Source organism: Neobacillus sedimentimangrovi, from assembly GCF_010614825.1.
Lineage (GTDB): Bacteria > Bacillota > Bacilli > Bacillales > Cytobacillaceae > Neobacillus > Neobacillus thermocopriae.
In genome coordinates this window covers 75,964-95,266 of sequence record NZ_JAAFZF010000007.1, presented here as the reverse complement: position 1 = coordinate 95,266, position 19,303 = coordinate 75,964, and the positions used below count along the sequence as shown (strand labels likewise).

Genomic DNA, 19,303 nt, shown 5'->3' with positions numbered 1-19,303 from the left:
TTACTCTGTATCACCTTCGGCAGAAAGGGCTTTGTTTTGTCATGCAAACTCACCCAGTGATACCTAGCCTCATATGAAGTTCGTGTTCCTCAGACCGGAAGTTTGCCGCTCGCTTCCTTCAGATTCCGCGTCACCACGGACACCCTTGCGTTAAGCTAACTGCTACTTCTGCCTTCGCAGCTCGGGACTTTCACCCTATAGATTACACCCATGCCGGGCGCACACAAAAAAACCTTTGCTGTTTTACTCCAGCAAAGGTTTTTTTTCATGGGATTATGAAATTCTTGAGCGCAAGTATGCGTTAATAAACAGGTCAATATCTCCATCCATTACGGCTTGAACATTACCGGTTTCAGCACCTGTCCGATGGTCTTTGACCATAGAATATGGATGGAACACGTAGGAACGAATCTGGCTTCCCCAACCAATTTCCTTTTGCTCCCCGCGAATTTCGGCTAGCGCTTTTTCCTTTTCTTCCATTTCCCGTTGATAAAGCTTGGCTTTTAACATATTCATTGCACGTTCACGGTTTTGAATCTGAGACCGCTCCGTTTGACACGCGACAACGATACCTGTCGGGATATGCGTGATCCGTACAGCCGATTCTGTTTTATTGACGTGCTGTCCACCGGCACCGCTTGAACGGTACGTATCAATTTTTAAATCCTCAGAACGGATCTCAATTTCAATTTGATCATTAAATTCCGGCATGACATCACAGGAAACAAATGAAGTATGACGTCGACCGGAAGCATCGAATGGGGAAATTCGTACTAATCGATGAACCCCTTTTTCTGCCTTCAAATATCCATAAGCATTATGGCCTTTAATGGCAAGGGTAACACTTTTAATCCCTGCTTCATCTCCCGGAAGGTATTCCAAGGTCTCTACTTTAAAGCCCTTTTTCTCTGCCCAGCGGACATACATGCGAAGTAGCATAGAACCCCAGTCTTGCGATTCCGTTCCACCCGCGCCTGGATGAAGCTCCAATATAGCATTATTTTTATCATACTCTCCACTTAAAAGGAGCTGTAGTTCAAATTGATTTAATCGATCCGTCAACTGCCCAAGCTCTTCTTCCAGCTCTGCTTGCAGTTCTGCATCGTTTTCTTCTTTTACAAGCTCATAAGTCACATCAAGATTCTCGTACATTTCATTCAGTTTATAAAATTCTTGAACTTGATCCTTCAAGCTGTTTGCCTCACTAATGATCGATTGAGCAGCCTGCTGGTCATTCCAAAAATCAGGTTGCAGCATGATGTCCTCTAGTTCGGCAATCCTGGCTTCCTTGTTTTCGAGGTCAAAGAGACCCCCTAAAATCCGCTAATTTCTTAGCTGTTTTTTCAAGTTCATTACGAATTTCCGCTAATTCCATCTTCGTCACCTCTATTAAAAATAAACCTGCTTCATATTTTATTCATTAAGAATAGGATTGTACTTGTACATTATAACTTGAGAACCTGAAAAAATTCAAAATGCATATTAAAGAATCAAAAGTAAATGAGCTAGAACGCTCCCTACCATCATTGTTGTCACTGTATAGCATTAAATGGTAAGATGATAAAGAATATCAACTAATTTTTTGAAAATATTTCTTAATTAAAAGAAGGTTTTGAGTCTCGAAAAAGGAGCGTTCAATAGATGGTTGGAATTTTAAATAAAATTTTCGATATGAATAAACGTGAGCTCAAACGTTTGGATAAGCTTGCGACAAAAATTGATTCATTAGCAACAGAAACAGAAAGACTCACGGACGAACAACTCCGTGGGAAAACAGAGGAGTTTAAAGCAAGATACCAAAAGGGCGAATCCCTCGATGACTTGCTTGTCGAAGCTTTTGCCGTTGTCCGCGAAGGAGCTCGCCGCGTTCTTGGTCTTTATCCATACCATGTTCAGTTAATGGGGGGAATTGCCCTTCATGAAGGAAATATTTCTGAGATGAAGACAGGGGAAGGTAAAACATTAACCGCCACCATGCCAGTTTACTTAAATGCTCTTGCTGGAAAAGGTGTGCACGTTGTGACGGTAAACGAATACTTAGCTAGCCGTGACGCACAAGAAATGGGCAAGCTGTACGAATTCTTAGGTCTGACAGTCGGTCTAAATTTGAACAGCATGGATAAAGATGAAAAGCAAAAAGCCTATGCCTGTGACATTACATACGGTACAAATAATGAGTTTGGCTTTGACTATTTGCGTGACAACATGGTCCTATATAAAGAACAAAAAGTACAACGCCCACTTTATTTTGCTGTTATTGACGAGGTCGATTCCATCCTTATTGATGAGGCACGGACACCGTTAATTATCTCAGGTAGTGCTCAAAAATCAACGACCCTTTATTTGCAAGCCAATGCGTTTGTCCGCACGCTAGAAAAAGATAAAGACTATACGTATGATGAAAAGACAAAAGCCGTTATTCTTACTGAGGAAGGAATCAGTAAGGCAGAGAAAGCTTTTGGAATAGAAAATCTTTTTGACATAAAGCATGTGACCTTGAATCATCACATTAATCAGGCACTGAAAGCAAATGTGACGATGCATCGCGATGTAGACTACGTCGTTCAAGACGGAGAAATCGTCATTGTTGACCAGTTTACCGGCCGCTTGATGAAAGGACGCCGTTATAGCGATGGCTTACATCAAGCGATTGAGGCAAAGGAAGGCGTTGAAATCCAAAACGAAAGCATGACAATGGCCACCATTACATTCCAGAATTACTTCCGGATGTATGAAAAATTAGCCGGAATGACTGGTACGGCCAAAACGGAAGAGGAAGAATTCCGCAATATTTATAATATGAATGTTATCGTCATCCCAACGAACAAGCCCGTAATTCGGGATGACCGGCCGGATTTGATTTATGCAACAATGGAAGGAAAGTTTCGCGCTGTTGTAGAGGATATTGCCCAACGTCATCAAAAAGGACAACCCGTACTTGTCGGTACGGTTGCGATTGAAACGTCTGAATTAATTTCCAAGATGCTTGTAAAAAAAGGCATTCGTCATAATGTATTGAATGCAAAAAACCACGCACGCGAAGCGGAAATTATCGCAGAAGCGGGACAGCGTGGAGCCGTAACCATTGCAACGAACATGGCAGGTCGTGGAACAGACATTAAGCTTGGCGAAGGTGTTCTTGAATTGGGCGGATTGGCTGTCATCGGTACCGAGCGCCATGAGAGCCGGCGGATTGACAATCAGCTGCGCGGTCGTTCCGGTCGTCAAGGGGACCCAGGGGTAACCCAGTTCTATTTATCAATGGAAGACGAACTAATGCGCCGTTTCGGCTCAGATAATATGAAAGCAATGATGCAGCGACTAGGCATGGATGATTCCCAGCCAATTCAAAGTAAAATGGTATCTCGGGCGGTAGAGTCTGCACAAAAACGCGTGGAAGGCAACAACTTTGACGCCCGTAAACAACTATTGCAATATGATGACGTACTACGTCAACAACGGGAAATCATTTATAAACAGCGTGACCAAGTATTGGAATCAGATAATTTGCGTGAAATTGTGCAAAATATGATTTTAAGTTCGGTACAGCGCCATGTTGACGCTTTTGCTCCCCGTCATGCTGATGAGGAAGAGTGGAATTTGCAGGGTCTTGTCGACTATGTCCATGCGAACCTGCTTCCTGAAGGTGATGTGAAGCTAGAAGACCTTCGCGGCAAAGAGCCGGATGAAATGGTCGAGTTAATCATGGCAAAGGTGAAGGAACGTTATGAAGAAAAGGAACAACTTCTTTCTCCGGAGCAAATGCGTGAATTTGAAAAAGTGGTTACATTAAGAGCAGTAGACTCAAAATGGATCGATCATATCGATGCCATGGATCAACTTCGTCAAGGAATCCATCTTCGTGCCTATGGTCAAATTGATCCATTGCGCGAATACCAACATGAAGGACTGGCTATGTTTGAGGCGATGATCGAAGCGATTGAAGATGAAACCGCGATGTATATCATGAAAGCGGAAATCCGCAACAACCTTGAACGTCAAGAGGTCGCCAAAGGACATGCGGTAAATCCGAAGGAAGGAGAAGGCGGTCCTGTTAAGAAAAAGCCGAAAGTTAATCAGATCAATATTGGGCGTAATGATCCATGTATCTGCGGTAGCGGCAAGAAATACAAAAATTGTTGCGGCGCAGCAAGATAATTGAAACTATGTTTTTTCATAAGGGGCTGTCCGGAAAGTGATATTTCAGCCGAAATCTTTATAAAAGCAAAACCCAAGAATGCTGTTAAATCAACATTCTTGGGTTTTTAATTTGGGTTCATTTTTCTCTTAAATGGACTTTTTAGACAGCCCCTTTCTTCTTTACTTTAAGGGGATTGGCCAAGGATAAAATCCTGAAAATGATGGAATATCATCAGAAGTTGAAAAATAGCATGGATAATCAGGAAAACATCAATAAAAATAGAGGAAACATTGGAATAATTAGAGAGGGTCCTGATGGAATAAAAGAACATACGAGAATCTAAAGGTAATTCGATGTGGATGAATCATAAGCCAGAGAGCGAAGACGTCTGGCCTCTCCGATTCTAGCGATAGACAATTTACTTTCCTATCCTTAAAATAAAAAACGCTGCCAAGAGCAAATCTCTCTTGACAGCGACAATATAATTAATGTGCTTCAATTAAGCCGTACCGACCATCTTTCCGTTTGTAAACAACATTGGTACGGTTTGTAACGGCATTTGTAAATACATAGAAGTTATGTCCAAGTAAGTTCATTTGTAAAATCGCTTCTTCGCTATCCATCGGCTTAAGATCAAACCGCTTTGTACGGACAACCTCTAACTCTTCCTCATCATAAGTATCATTTGTATTTGTCACAGAAAATTGGAAGTCCACATTTCCTTTTTCACGGAATTTGCGGTTTACTTTTGTTTTATGCTTGCGGATTTGACGCTCAAGTTTGTCTGTGATAAGGTCGATCGCTGCATACATATCACTATTCGTTTCTTCTGCTCGTAAAACTAAATGTGGTAGTGGGATCGTTACCTCTACTTTGGAAGATTTATCTGGATTGAATCTAAGATTCACATTTACTTTCGCATCAGGCGCTTCGTTAAAATAACGCTCCAATTTTGAAATTTTCTTTTCTACATACTCTCGGATTGCTGGAGTTACCTCAATGTTCTCGCCACGTACGTGATAATTCATGTGTAGAGTCCTCCTTTATTTAAGGCTATGTTATTACATTTCGATTTAACACTATGATTATCCTGCTAAAATAGTACAAAAATTTTGTCGATTTTTTGACAAAACGCATAGGCAAATAGTACTTATTTTTAACATATGCCATACAAGCAAAAACTACTAAAGGAATGTACTACCTTATTTAAATGACCTGTGGAAGAAATGAACATTAAATTTATCCTTTTGGACCTAGGAATGTAAAGAGAGTGCTTGCCTGACAAAATACGTTAAACCTACTTAGAAAATGCTGGACACCAAAAGCACCATTACTGCCAAAAACTGTTCACCCTAGATGGACAAAATGTTTTATCAATATAGGGTGTCAAACACCATTATCTACCTATGGTGATGGATTGAATGGTGGTGGCTCCTGCATATTTGAGGAGTTTGGCGGCGTGCCGTAGTGTGGAGCCGGTTGTGTAGATGTCGTCTATTAATACGATTTTTTTTCCTTCTATTTGGGGATTAGAGAGAAGTTGAAATACTTGTGGTAAGTGGATTCTTTCTGTTCGTGATTTTTTAGATTGTTTTTCTGTATGGATTCGAGTAAGTATATTGGAAGGTTGAAGTCCTGCTTCTGTTAAGATTGCCTCAGCCTGATTGAATCCACGCTCATACAACCGTTCCTCACTTAATGGGATCGGTACAAATACATCAGCCACTAATCCTTGCACCTTTTTCCGAAACATTTCCGAAAATACTTTTGCCAAAATATAATCTCCCCGATATTTAAATTTCGCAATGACTGCTTTCAAAAACTCATTATAAACAAAAATAGACGTGTTTTTTTTGAGCACTCCCTGCCACTCGGGATCTTCCTCCCAACGGATACAATCGTAACATACATCCTCGTCACGAAATGGATTGTCTATCTGCTGAAAAGGCCGGCTGCAAATCCGGCATGTCTCTCCTTCTATTCGTTCAAACTTCCCCCTACAATCCGTACAAATGAAAGGTTCTTTCTCGGGTGAAAATAAGGCTTTCCAGCTAATATCCGGACGTATTCGCTCTTGACAAATATAACAATAATCTGAGAAAAAAATGCTCAAAAAAATCCCCCCTTTGATTAGTTACACATCGATCAGACCTCTTGCTATCCCCTCCCGATTCATCATGACAATCTGTCTTTTTGCCTTCATCATTTCATTGGTTTTTCCATAATGAAAAAAGGTAACAACTCCTTTCGGATAATCCTTGCTCCTCCCTGCACGACCGGCAATTTGCACTAATGCACTTTCCGTAAAAATCAAGTCCTCCGCCCCGATGACAGCGACATCGATATTGGGAAAAGTAACCCCTCGTTCCAAAATAGTCGTTGTGAGTAGGAAGAGAATTTCTTTTTTGCGCATTCTTTGTACTTTATCTTTTCGACAAGGATCTTCCGCATGCACTGCTTCGGTGGCTGGTGCAAGCTTTCTTACAATCGGGAGTGCTTCCTCCATTAAGGAAATATGGGGAAAAAAGAGGAGCGACTGTTTGTTGTTTTGCAAACGAGTCTTGATCCAGCATAAGACGTTTTCAGGAAGTTTTCCTTTACAAAGGGATTTTTTCCAATTTCCGCACCAGACAAATTCAGGAACCGGGAGCGGATGACGGTGGTACCTGGCCGGGATCGTGGTGAATGCTCTTTTTCCTGTCCGGCATTCTCTCTGCCACTTTTCATTCGGAGTCGCAGTTAAGTATATCATGGAAGATGTAGGCTTTCGTGCTTGAACGGCCGCATATTGGAGTGCTTCCTCAACTGTATAGGGAAATGCATCCACTTCATCCAAAATCATCGCATCAAAGGCCTGGTAAAAGCGAAGCAATTGGTGGGTTGTAGCAATCGTTAGCGGGGCAAATACATGACGGTCCTCGCTCCCCCCATAAAGAGAAGCAATCGGGATGTCTGGAAATGCGGACTTGAGCCGAGGTGTAAGCTCAAGAACCACGTCTGTTCTAGGAGTGGCGATACAAATTCTTTTTTTCGTAGCGAGTGCGGCCTCAATTCCTGCGAAGAGAACTTCCGTTTTTCCTGCCCCGCAAACTGCCCAAATCAACCACTCTTTATTTTGCAAGATGGCCTCCACCACCCGTTTCGATGCTTCCAGCTGACCTTGAGATAAGGTCCCTTGCCAAGCTAAAATTTTGGAAGATAGTGGAGTATCAGGCACCGGCCCGTTCCAGCCTATTAGTGGTGTACATTCACTAATCCTCCCCATCATAAGACAACGACGACAATAGATGCAGGCTTCTTGGCATCTAGCACACGGATAAACGGCAAACCAGTGTGGCTCCATATTTCCACAACGAACACAATATGGCTTTTTTCCGGCCTTATACTCAATTCCCTTGCGATACGTTATATAGCCATTTTCATAATGTTCCTGAATTTCCTCTAAGGGAAAGGGAATATCGTCAAAAAGAAGCTGTTTACCTGAGAGCAGGAGTTGGAGTTTAGGATTAAATGGGTAATTGGGGTTTGGTTGTGGCTGGGGAATGAGATCCATTTGCGAAATTCTTTTTGATCCATCTGTGTTTGTTATCTGTGGGATGAGTTTGTTATTTAATAGTGCAAATCGCATATTTAGAAACCTTCTTTCCGATTTCTTATAAAAAAATAACTTCTTGACACAAGCAAGGGCTCACAAAAATAAGAAATTTCTTCTCTATGTAAGGGGGAAAATCAATGCAATTTCTTAAGCTGTCCGAAGAATGATGCATCACTTGAAAAATATTTCTCTATAATGTCAGTAGATAGAAATGGAGGAAAGACCACGATTTAAATTTCCTTTACCGTAGATGGTTTATAATATTGGTAAAAAGCTGGGATTGAATTTTAAATGAAAAATAGAGTGTCTAATAAAAAGGGGAATTCATTGTAGTTAAAGTTGTGGATCATAGATAATTAAGTAATCACATTATCTTAGATTCACTCGCCATTGAACCCGAATATGCTTGGTTTAAAGATGGAGTTGTTTTTTAGAATAGTCATATAGAGGCGTGGACAAGTTCACCATGGTAAAAAAACTCCCTGTCCTTATTTCTTTTTAATTCTCGAATCTATTTAAAAATCCTGCTGAAAAGAGTCGAATTTTACTATTTTTCCTGAAAAATTTGGATCACCTACATGAGATTCGACCGATTTCTGCTTCGTTTTTCATGCGAATATACGAACGAGGCAACTAAAAATAAGAAATACGAAGAGCTGGATAGCGATTCAATGTTGACCGAACATAATGAGAAGCCATACGTTGCTAGGGTGTATGTATTAGTCAAAAATCATACTCTTTAAAAATAAAAAAAAATAAAATAAAAAAACCATTCCGATCTAGTCGGAATGGCAGTTATCTTAACCTATTTATTTTTTAATCCAGCCCATGCCCATAGCTCCTTCGCCGAGATGGGTGCCAATGACGGCGCCGAAGTAGCCAATGGTAAATTCAACATTTGGATATAACTTTTCCAGCTCCGCTTTCCACTGATTTGCTTCTTCCTCACGATTGGCATGGATAATGACTGCTTGATAGCGGCCACCAAGTTGAGCGTCTTCGCCAAGCAAGTCGGCGATCCTTTTCAATGCCTTTTTCCGTGTGCGGATTTTTTCAAAAGGTACAATTACCTTGTCTACAAAATGGAGCAGTGGTTTGACTTGAAGAAGACTTCCAATAAAGGCAGCCGCTCCGGACAAACGGCCTCCGCGCTGAAGATGGGAAAGGTCATCAACCATAAAATAGGCGCGGGCATCTTTCTTCAACTCTTCCAAACGTGCGAGGATTTTTTCCGGTTCTTCTCCCCGAGAAGCCCATTCTGCTGCCTCCAATGCATAAAAACCTTGAACCATACAGCTAATCTCCGAGTCAAATGGAAATACCTTAATTCCATCCACCATTGTGCTTGCAGTAACCGCACCTTGATAAGTTCCACTGATGCCGCTCGATAAATGGATGCTGATGACGGCATCATAATCCTTTGAAAGCCTTTCAAAAAGCTCGACAAATTGGCCAATCGGCGGCTGGGAAGTGGTTGGCAGCTCAGTTGTTTTAACCATTTTATAAAACTGCTGCCAGTCCAAATCGACTTCTTCTTGATATACTTCGTTTCCGAAGATAACATTTAATGGGATCATATGGATATTCCACTTATCACGTACTTCTTTCGGTATGTAAGCAGTACTATCTGTGACAATAGCCGTTTTCATATATTACTTACCATCCTTATTATCTACTAATAATATATGTACATTATTTTAAATGAAAAAGAATCAAAATGCATTCTTTTGTACGAAAGTCAAAAAAAGAAGAGCATGCCTATTGTAGCATGCCCTTTTAGATAATTATCGCACTTCCACCCAGCCGTTTTTAATGGCAACGACAACGGCTTGGGTACGGTCGTTTACATTCATTTTTTGCAAAATGTTGGATACATGGTTTTTAACTGTCTTTTCGCTGATATAAAGCGACTCTCCAATACCGCGGTTACTTTTTCCATCAGCAAGCATTTGCAATACTTCACATTCGCGGCGGGTTAATAAGTGCAATGGACGGCGAACTTCCACTGCATGGGAGTATGAGGCCCCCTTACTTACACCTGCAGCCAGTTTACGATACTCATTGACCAAATTGTGAGTAACTTTCGGATGTAAGTAGGATCCACCATCTGCTACTACCCGAACGGCTTCAATCAATGCATCCGCATCCATTTCTTTTAACAAGTAGCCGCATGCACCTGTTTTCAAGGCATGTGTTACATAATTTTCATCATCATGAATCGATAAAATGATGACCTTAGTGTCTGGATATCTATTTACTAGTTCACGAGTTGCTTCCACACCGTTCATTTGCGGCATATTGATATCCATGATGACGACATCAGGGCGATGCTCTTCCACAAGCGCCACCGCTTCGTTGCCATCGTCTCCTTCCGCAACCACCTGAAATGTTTTTTCAAACTCAAGTATTCTTTTAACACCTTCTCTAAATAGTTGGTGATCATCAATAATCACAATTTTTGTTGTCATGATACTGTGCCTCCCCTTAGTTCTTATCTTTTAACTGATTCATTCTTAGTGGTACTTTAATCTTAACGGTTGTTCCTTTGCCAATTTTGGAATCGAAGGTAATTTCCCCACCAAGTAGGTCAACCCGCTCCCTCATCCCAATTAGACCGAAAGAATTCGATTTCTTTTGTGAAAGATCAAATCCCTTTCCGTTATCCTTAATTTCGACTCGAACAGCAGATTCAGTAATTTCCAATTGCACTTTAATTTGGCAGGCTTGCGCATGTTTCAATGCGTTTTGGACCGATTCTTGAATGAGGCGGAATAAAGCCACCTCATAATTGCTTGGAAGCCTTTTTTCTAAGCCAAGATTGATAAATTCAATTTGCGGATGATAATTATGGTACTCTTCAATTGTTTGCAAATATTTTTTAAGTGTTGGAACTAGTCCTAAATCATCTAACGCCATTGGACGCAGATCATAAATAATTCTGCGTACTTCGTAGAGTGCTGAACGCACCATCTTCTTAAAGCTTTGAATTTCCGAAAAAATATCTTCCGGATTTTGCTCACGAATAACGCGCTCAATGATATCAGAACGAACAATGACATTCGCCAGCATTTGTGCAGGACCATCATGGATTTCCCTTGAAAGTCGTTTACGTTCTTCCTCCTGGGCTTCAATAATCTTTAACCCCAAGTCCTGTTTCGCTTTCGCAGTAGCAAACGCCTCACCAAATTGTTTTAAATCACTTTGCAAGTAATTCATTACAACAGATATTTGCGAGATGAGCTGTTCGGCCCGATCAATCGTTTCATTGATTCCAATCAGACGCTGCTCAAGCTCTTCTTTTTTTTCCATAAGCTGCTTTTTATACTGATTGTTAATGGATAGATCCATTTGCAGCTGGTGGGCCCTTTCATAGGCATTGCGGACCTCTTCTTCGGTATATTTTTTAAAATTCATGCTTACTTCTGAAAGCTTTTGTCTTGCCTGAGCAACCTCTTCCTCAAGTTTGCTACCTTCTTCCAAAAGCGTCGTCATCGTTTGTTCGATCTCAGCTAATTCATTAGTGACATTTTCGTAATCCTGACGGCATGTCTCACTAATTTGAAAAATATCACTTTTACTGCATGTAACGGTTTCAATCATTTCTTCCCTAATATCATCAATCGATTTCACTTTCGACAAATTCATACTCATTCCTCCGGGGCCATTTTCCATTAGGCCTTACCATCCTTTTCATCGCTTGAACCGTTTTGCTAAAAACGGCCTCCAAACGAACGACAACAACCTCAATTTCAAAAAAAAGTAGTATAATAATTCTAGTACTCTACTACATTTAGCCTAACAAAAATGTTCACTTACCTATTATATCATTCGAAGGTTACATCCATATTAAAGGTATATTAAATAATTTTTTAATAAAGGTACATTGGTACTTACTCGACCAATAGCATAGCATAAAAATCATGAAAGGAGTCTAATAGCCTAAAATGCTTTCTAAATATTTAACGGTAAAAGAATACGGAGAACACGAAATCATCATTCAAAAATCCCGCTTTATTGCTCATGTAAAAAGAACTGAAACAGAGCAAGACGCCCAGGAATTTATTCAAAAGATAAAGAAAAAACATTGGAATGCTACCCACAACTGTTCTGCTTATTTAATTGGTGAGCATGATCAGATTCAAAAAGCTAATGATGATGGTGAACCAAGCGGCACGGCCGGGGTGCCGATCCTAGAGGTCTTGAAAAAAAGACAGCTAAAAGATACGACAGTTGTTGTCACTCGCTATTTTGGTGGAATAAAACTCGGCGCCGGCGGTCTTATTCGCGCTTATGGTAAAGCAACTTCAGAAGGTCTTGACGCGACAGGTATAGTCCAAAGAAGACTCGTACAAGTTATGCAGGTGAAAATTGATTACACTTGGCTTGGAAAAATTGAAAAAGAACTGCGTGCCTCTGAATATAAAATCAAAGATATACATTATTTAGATATTGTTCAAGTAGAGGTCTACGTTGACGAAAGCCAAATTAATAAGTTTTCTGAATGGATGGTTGAACTGACCAATGGCCAATGTACCATCGAAAAAGGAGAAACCCTTTATCTTGAAGAAGATTTTATTAAATAAATGTAGTCTTTAGGAGAATTATATTAGTACAAATAGAACATAACAATTGGGAAAATTTATGGAAATGGTAATCCTTTTTACATAAGTGAAAATGCAAAGGACTCATGCGACATTTTCTAATGAGTCCTTTTTTATCTGTTTTTTACTGTATTTGTCCTTAGGGTTTGTAAAATATTTAAGATTGGACGATAATTCCTGCCAACAAGGCCGATTTTTTCCGCAATGATTTCAATCATGAGGATGACAACAGCAATTAAAAAAATGGCGCCTCCGATTCGAGCCTGGGAATAGATGACAGCAATTAAACCAAAAAAGGCAGACATGGCATAGATAAGCAGGACAGTTTGCCGATGAGAATAGCCCATGCGGAGCATACAATGATGGAGGTGCTGTTTATCAGGGGCACCTAATGGCTTCTTATGAATAACCCTGCGGAGGATGGCAAAAAACGTATCCGAAATGGGAACAGCCAAAATAATTACCGGAATAACAAACGAAATAAAGGTTACATTTTTATAACCGAGCAGTGAAAGAACAGATATGATATACCCTAAAAATAAGGCTCCTGTATCTCCCATAAAAATGCTTGCAGGATGAAAATTGTAAATTAAAAAACCAATGGTACTCGTAAGTACAATGAGTCCAACAGCCATAACATAAAAATTCCCTTGAATGATAGCCATTCCCGAAATGGTGATTAAAGCGATAGAGGATACACCCGCAGCAAGGCCGTCAAGCCCATCGATTAAATTGATGGAATTTGTAATCCCAACAATCCAAATTATTGTGAAGGGAATGCTTAAAAAACCAAATTGAAGCTGCCCGCCAAATGGGAGATTAATGAAGTTCACTTGCAAATTCCCCCAAAAAACAACCGTACAGGCGGCGGCAAGCTGGCCAATAAGCTTATACTTGGCAGGTAATTCAAATAGGTCATCCAAAATGCCTGTTATAAGGATGATAAAGCTACCAACCAAAATGGCTAAGGAGAATTGGTTCACCGGGTGAACAAGCAGCATTCCAATAATAAAACTAATATAGATCGCTAATCCCCCTAGCCTGGGCATGACCGTTTGATGTACTTTACGTTGATTCGGGCGATCAGTTGCACCGATAAGAAAAGCAAATTTTTTGATAAATGGTGTAATAAAAACAGAAAGAGCAAAACATATGATTAAAGTAATATACAGCATCGGAACCATCCTCCTTGCTAGTCAGTTTGTCCATTAAACAGAAAACAAAAACAAGAAGGAGATAGTAAAAATCGGTAAATAAGACGAGTGGGTTGACACGCCTGTTAAGGATCATTCATAAGAGGTTTAGTTTCATTTCCTTTAGCTGGATAAAAAAAGAGGTCATTCCCAAAGGAATAACCTCTTTTGGCATGAGTTTATCGAATCCATGCTCCGTCTTTACCAACTCTATAACCGTTAATGACAGTGTTCACAGCCATTTCACCATTTGGATATAGGTAGTACCACTTCGTTCCATCCTGAATCCAGCCTGTTTTCATATCCCCGTTTATTTTATCCAAGAAGTACCACTTTCTACCAAGATAGATCCAACCTGTTTGCATTTCACCATTGCTGTTAAAGTAATACCACTTGCCATTGATCTTTGCCCAGTTAACCTTCATATCACCATTTATGGCATCCAAGTAGTACCATTTCCCTTTTTCTTTGTGCCAGCCTGTTTTCATGTCGCCATGACTGTTAAAGAAGTACCACTTGCCATTGATTTTTGCCCAGTTGACCTTCATATCGCCATTTATGGCATCTAAGTAGTACCATTTCCCTTTTTCTTTGTGCCAGCCTGTTTTCATGTCGCCATTACTGTTAAAGAAGTACCACTTTCCGTTGATCCTTGCCCAGTTGACCTTCATATCTCCGTTTGTAGCATCCAGATAGTACCACTTGCCCTTTTCTTTGTACCAACCAGTTTGCATAATACCTTCTTCATTAAAGAAATACCACTTACCATTTATTTGTTCCCAGCCAGTTACTTTGTTACCATTTTGATCAAAATAATACCAATGACCATTAAGTTTTATCCACTTGTGAGTGAGGATCACTTTGAGATGCCGACCTTCGATTTTTGCTGAAATTGGGCCATTTTGTGCCTTTACATAGTTTACCAATCCTTCTATATCAGTAGGGCCAATCACCTTATCCTTACCATCAAGCAATGCCGTATAATTGTCACCGCCACCTGCCATGAAATTATTAACAGTGACTGTATATTCTGCGTCTTCATCAAGTAAGCTTCCATCAGGAAGGTAAATATCAAGAACTTTTTCACCATATGGCAGCTCATTGCTCCATGTATAACTCAACCCAGAAATTTGTAGCATACGAACTTTTTCAGGATTAAATTGTTGGTTTAATAATTCTCTTATTTTTGCACCAGTTAACGTCATTTTCACTAAATCATTGCCAAATGGCTGGATCGTAAATAGTTCACCCCAAGTAATTTCACCAGCATTTAAATTGGCACGGATTCCGCCTGGATTCATAAACGCAAAATCCGTATTCATTTCCGCCCGCATAGAATCAGCTATTAGGTTTCCTAAAGTAGACTCACCGTGCTCATTTTGTTCACCCGTTAATTCTGTTGCAGCTACTCCAACTACTTCGTTAATAATTGGTTCTACATCGGCAACAAACGTTTCTACCATTTCCTTAATTTCTGGATCTGGTGTTACACCTTCTTGGAATGTTGTAACGACTTCAGCCTTTTTGTTTACGATATCCTTTGTTTCAGGGTCAATTTCAAGATCAACATCTGCAATTGCGGTACCAGAAGAATAAGCTTGTACAAGTAGCTTATTATCAACTGTTGCATTTAAGTATCTATGGTCGTGAGCACCAAAAATGATGTCTACTTCATCATCTACTTGGTTAGCAAAGTCAACCACTTCCCCTACTGCACCAGTACCATCTGTATTGGAATATCCTGGATTATGCGCTAAAACAACAATTGCTTTCACACCTTGGGCTTTCAGTTCTTCTGTGTATTTGTTAATAGCTTCTACTTCATCCGTGAACGTTACGCCTTCCACACCGCTTGGAATGACAATGCTTGGTGTATCTGAGTAAACAACCCCGATAAAACCAACTTTTACTCCGCCTACTTCCACAACCTTGTATGGATCAAGAAGCGGTTTATTCGTATTTTTGTCAATAACGTTTGCCGCCACATACGGGAAGTCAGCCCCTTCAAATACCCCATATTTCTCTTTTGTAACAGGATGCTCCCCGCCATGAATGAGGCGAAGCATTTCTTTTACACCCTCATCGAATTCATGGTTACCAAGAGTCCCTAAATCAAACCCAAGTTTATTTAAAATTTTGATGGTAGGCTCATCTTGAAGTAACGCTGAAGCAGGTGAACTGGCGCCAACAGCATCCCCAACATGGACTAACAATGTATTAGGGTTCGTTGCTTCACGCTCTTTCAAATAAGCAGCCAAGTAATCCGCACGTCCAACGGGCTTTCCATTGACAGTTTTGGTTATATCAATTTGACCGTGGAAATCGTTGATGCCTAATATTTGAACTTTCACATTTTCATTTGGAGTTGGAACTTTTTCTTGTACTAATTCAAATAGTTGATACCCTTCCTTCGTTTTGGATGCTCCAAGGTCTTTCACATTTGGTGTTTCACTAAGAAAAGCCAAGGCATCCGGAGAAGAATGAAATACTAATTTGGCCCTTCCTCCTACGGGAGCAATTTGCCAGTTGTTATCAGGAGCTGGATTAATCGTGCCTTTTGAAGAGATATAGTCCATAAGAATTTGACGGTTTTCAAATGGGGAGTCAACTACCACTTTTGCATTTTTTAATTCAGCTAATCCACCACTTCCTCCTGCACGATAATTATTGGTGGCTACAATATACTTTCCATTCGGGTCAACTGGTGTACCGTCAAGCAATGTTAAGTTAATCACACGTTGTCCAACTGGCTTTGTTACATCAATTTGATATTTAACTCCATCTAATACATCATAGTTATATGGACGGAAGTCGTAATCTAGTAATTCTTGATAGCCTTCCTTATTTGGATCAATGGTATTGAATTGTTCAGCTGATTTTTCAATCCACCTTTTTACTTGATCACCAGTGACTTCCAAAACCTTTAATGTATTATCAAACAAGTACAAGTCTGCTGCACTCTTGATTGATACATCACCTTTGGCAATGTTGGTATAGTCCCCTACACCTCCCCGTCCTCCTTTAAATGGAGCAGCAGCAGAAAGGACAGGAACATCCTTATATTCTGGTGCATTTTTTTCGATCCACTTTTTCACATAATCCATTTGCGCAGCGTTTACGATTTGAGTTACCGTATCGTCCATCACGCGGGTAAAGAAGCTGTGCATAGGGATTTTCGTTTCACCAATTTTGCTACGAACGTAATCAAGTGTTGCCTGATGCTCATCTTTTACATTTTTTACAATATTCTCGTCTTCGGCCGTATGGGCATCGACTGGACGAGTGGCTGCTTTGGAATTTGCTTTGTCAACCTTCCATTTACCATTTTTATCTTGAACAAGAGCTAAATCGAGAACGCCCAGGTTATTTCCCCAATAGCCGGCTTCCACTGCATGGATCCCATTAATAGTGCCCTTGTTTTGATCAATTCTAGACTTGTCTTTAAAGGAAGCATCTTCAGGGAATCTCAAGTGTGCATGTCCAAATAGCATAGCATCAATGCCTTCCACTTTTGTTAAATCATAGACTGCATTTTCTGCAAGTTCTTGACCTTCCGACGTAATGTCACAGCCTGAGTGAGCAATGGCGACAATCACGTCAGCGCCCTCTTTTTTCATTTTTGGTATATATTTCTTCGCTTCTGCAACAATATCTTTTACAATCACTTTACCAACTAAGTGATCTTTATCCCATTGCATAATTTGTGGAGGTGCAAATCCAATGACCCCAACTTTTATACTATGTTCTTGTCCGTTATCATCAATAATTTTTTTATCGATCATTTGATAAGGAGTAAAGTAATTTTTATCATTGGAAGGGTCCTTGTCTTGATCATCATGATAAATGTTAGCATTTACAATCGGAAACTTTGCTTCTTCTAACACATCGTTCAGATAATCTAAACCATAGTTAAACTCATGATTGCCAACAATTCCGGCATCATAATCCAGATAATTCATAGCTTTGAAAATGGGGTGTGTCTCATCTGGACCTAGTCTATCCACCTTCGCTACATAGCTAGCAAGCGGGTTGCCTTGGATGGTATCACCTGCATCAAATAACATCGAGTTTTTTACTTGTTCACGTGCCTGCTTAATTAATGTTGCTGTTTTAGTTAATCCATAGTCAGGAACGGGTGCATCTTTAAAATAATCGTATGACAGAACATTGGAGTGTAAATCGGTAGTTTCTAAAATACGTAGAGTAGCTGTAGGAGCCGTTTCAACCGTTCCTTCTGCTTTAACCACACTTGGTAAAACATTGTACGGAATTCCCGAAAACGCTAACACTGAAACCAAAGAAGTAGTAAGGATTCTTCTTTTCATACTTCTTCTTATTTTTCTTCTCACACCTTTTCCGCCTTTCACCAATAATTTATGGCCTGCAACATTATTCTACTAATTATTTTGCAAGATTAATAGTATTTTCTAAAAATTAAGAAATTTAGAGTGATTTTAGTAAGTTATAATTAAAAAAATCCTCTAATAATATAAATCTAGATTTGGTTAATGTAACATCTATATGTAGAATGGCGTCTAATTAAAGGGAAAATAAGAAAAAAAGCAAAACAATGGAGGAGGCGTCATCATCGTTTTCGACACAAAATATCAATTTACGCAAGAAATAAAAAAAGGTAAAATAAAAATAATCTTTGCTTGTTCTAATTTAATTTACATATTTTAAAGGAGTTAGGATATGTCCGAATTTCAACGCCTACAGCGAATAAAACTAAAAAAGAGGAAAGTCCGTAAAAAACGAGTATTTCTATGGTTTGTTGTTCCTTTATTCATTATTCTCTTAAGTGGTGCTGGTTACGCAACTTTCTTAATGAAAAAAGCTGAATCCGTTTTAAATAAATCGTATCAGCCTGTCAAAGCCACTTCAAAGCGGGAGGTCAAGGTAAATCCAGATATGGATAATATCTCTATCCTCCTTATTGGTGTGGACACAAGTAAAAGTCGTGAGAAATTATACGGAGATGCGGTCCGCTCAGATGCACTTATGGTAGCTACCTTAAACCAAAAGGAAAAATCAGTAAAATTACTAAGTATTCCTCGTGACTCCTATGTCCACATCCCAGGTAGGAAAAAGAATGATAAAATTAATCATGCTCATGCCTATGGAGGTACAGAATTAGCGATAGAGACAGTTCAGGAGCTACTTGATATTCCGATTGATTATTATGTAAAAATGAACTTTTATGCGTTTATTGATATCGTTGACTCCCTTGGCGGGATAAAAGTCGAAGTTCCTTATGAAATTGATGAACAAGACTCTGAAGACAACCCAAATGCGATTCATCTGGAACCAGGACTACAAACATTAAATGGCGAAGAAGCCCTTGCTCTAGCAAGAACTCGTCATAAAGATTCTGATTACATGAGAGGAAAGAGACAGCAGGAAATTCTTAAAGCGATTCTTCAAAAAGCCGTTTCCGTCCAATCGATTACAAAACATGGGAAATTAATCGAAGCGGTAGGCGATAACATGACAACAAATATGTCATTTAGTGAAATGAAATCCTTAATGGATTATGGACTAGCCGGTAAAGGGCTTTCTGTTGAGACCATTAACCTTGTAGGATCCGATGAATATATTAACGGTATATACTATTACAAGCTTGATGAAGAATCTCTTGAACAAACGCGAACAATTCTAAAAGAACATTTAGCCCACAATACCACCAACACTGCGGACTCCGGTACCACTATTAATGAAATAAATACTGTAAATGCGGACAAAAAATTTGAAACAAAAGAATATTAAGTTTTAG

Annotated in this window: 12 protein-coding genes; 3 read left to right on the top strand and 9 right to left on the bottom strand. The window is 39.7% G+C overall.

Annotated elements, in window-relative coordinates; all coding sequences use genetic code 11:
• Positions 1 to 273: 273 nt before the first annotated feature.
• Positions 274 to 1,375 (bottom strand): peptide chain release factor 2 gene (gene prfB, locus GZA11_RS04805; protein WP_144242969.1). Its coding sequence is split into 2 segments (ribosomal slippage): positions 274 to 1,302 and positions 1,304 to 1,375, totalling 1,101 coding nucleotides; the frame shifts between segments, so codons are not numbered across the junction.
• A 266-nt stretch (positions 1,376 to 1,641) separates the two neighbouring features.
• Here prfB and secA point away from each other — a divergent pair.
• Positions 1,642 to 4,158 (top strand): preprotein translocase subunit SecA, encoded by a 2,517-nt coding sequence (gene secA, locus GZA11_RS04800; RefSeq protein WP_038537377.1) that lies wholly within the window; start codon positions 1,642 to 1,644, stop codon positions 4,156 to 4,158.
• A 468-nt stretch (positions 4,159 to 4,626) separates the two neighbouring features.
• On the opposite strand, the gene hpf is transcribed toward secA, so the two are convergent.
• The 6 genes from hpf to GZA11_RS04770 form a co-directional block, all read right to left on the bottom strand.
• Positions 4,627 to 5,169, bottom strand: coding sequence for a ribosome hibernation-promoting factor, HPF/YfiA family (gene hpf, locus GZA11_RS04795; RefSeq protein WP_163183102.1), 543 nt, complete (start codon positions 5,167 to 5,169; stop codon positions 4,627 to 4,629).
• A 368-nt stretch (positions 5,170 to 5,537) separates the two neighbouring features.
• Positions 5,538 to 6,254, bottom strand: a complete 717-nt coding sequence (locus GZA11_RS04790; RefSeq protein ID WP_163183101.1) for a ComF family protein — start codon at positions 6,252 to 6,254, stop codon at positions 5,538 to 5,540.
• A gap of 21 nt (positions 6,255 to 6,275) precedes the next feature.
• On the bottom strand, positions 6,276 to 7,769 hold the full coding sequence (locus GZA11_RS04785) for a DEAD/DEAH box helicase (RefSeq protein ID WP_163183100.1): 1,494 nt from the start codon (positions 7,767 to 7,769) through the stop codon (positions 6,276 to 6,278).
• Positions 7,770 to 8,545: 776 nt separating this feature from the next.
• Positions 8,546 to 9,385 carry a DegV family protein gene (locus tag GZA11_RS04780; protein WP_038537386.1) on the bottom strand — a complete coding sequence of 280 codons (840 nt, stop codon included), beginning with the start codon at positions 9,383 to 9,385 and terminating at the stop codon, positions 8,546 to 8,548.
• Positions 9,386 to 9,520: 135 nt separating this feature from the next.
• Positions 9,521 to 10,204 carry a response regulator gene (locus GZA11_RS04775; protein WP_038537388.1) on the bottom strand — a complete coding sequence of 228 codons (684 nt, stop codon included), beginning with the start codon at positions 10,202 to 10,204 and terminating at the stop codon, positions 9,521 to 9,523.
• 16 nt (positions 10,205 to 10,220) lie between these two features.
• Positions 10,221 to 11,381: a sensor histidine kinase gene (locus GZA11_RS04770; RefSeq protein WP_144242970.1), complete on the bottom strand. Its 1,161-nt coding sequence runs from the start codon at positions 11,379 to 11,381 to the stop codon at positions 10,221 to 10,223.
• Positions 11,382 to 11,680: 299 nt separating this feature from the next.
• On the opposite strand from GZA11_RS04770, the gene GZA11_RS04765 reads away from it, so the two are divergent.
• Positions 11,681 to 12,319, top strand: a complete 639-nt coding sequence (locus tag GZA11_RS04765; RefSeq protein ID WP_038537389.1) for a YigZ family protein — start codon at positions 11,681 to 11,683, stop codon at positions 12,317 to 12,319.
• A gap of 131 nt (positions 12,320 to 12,450) precedes the next feature.
• Here the strand turns inward: GZA11_RS04765 and GZA11_RS04760 are convergent, their stop codons facing one another.
• Together GZA11_RS04760 and GZA11_RS04755 are read right to left on the bottom strand one after the other, a co-directional pair.
• Positions 12,451 to 13,512, bottom strand: a complete 1,062-nt coding sequence (locus GZA11_RS04760) for a glycosyltransferase family 4 protein (RefSeq protein ID WP_163183099.1) — start codon at positions 13,510 to 13,512, stop codon at positions 12,451 to 12,453.
• A 197-nt stretch (positions 13,513 to 13,709) separates the two neighbouring features.
• Positions 13,710 to 17,879 carry a bifunctional 2',3'-cyclic-nucleotide 2'-phosphodiesterase/3'-nucleotidase gene (locus GZA11_RS04755; RefSeq protein WP_163183098.1) on the bottom strand — a complete coding sequence of 1,390 codons (4,170 nt, stop codon included), beginning with the start codon at positions 17,877 to 17,879 and terminating at the stop codon, positions 13,710 to 13,712.
• Positions 17,880 to 18,225: 346 nt separating this feature from the next.
• Between GZA11_RS04755 and GZA11_RS04750 the strand changes: the two genes are divergently transcribed.
• Positions 18,226 to 19,296, top strand: coding sequence for an LCP family protein (locus GZA11_RS04750; RefSeq protein ID WP_163183097.1), 1,071 nt, complete (start codon positions 18,226 to 18,228; stop codon positions 19,294 to 19,296).
• The last annotated feature ends 7 nt before the right edge of the window (positions 19,297 to 19,303 follow it).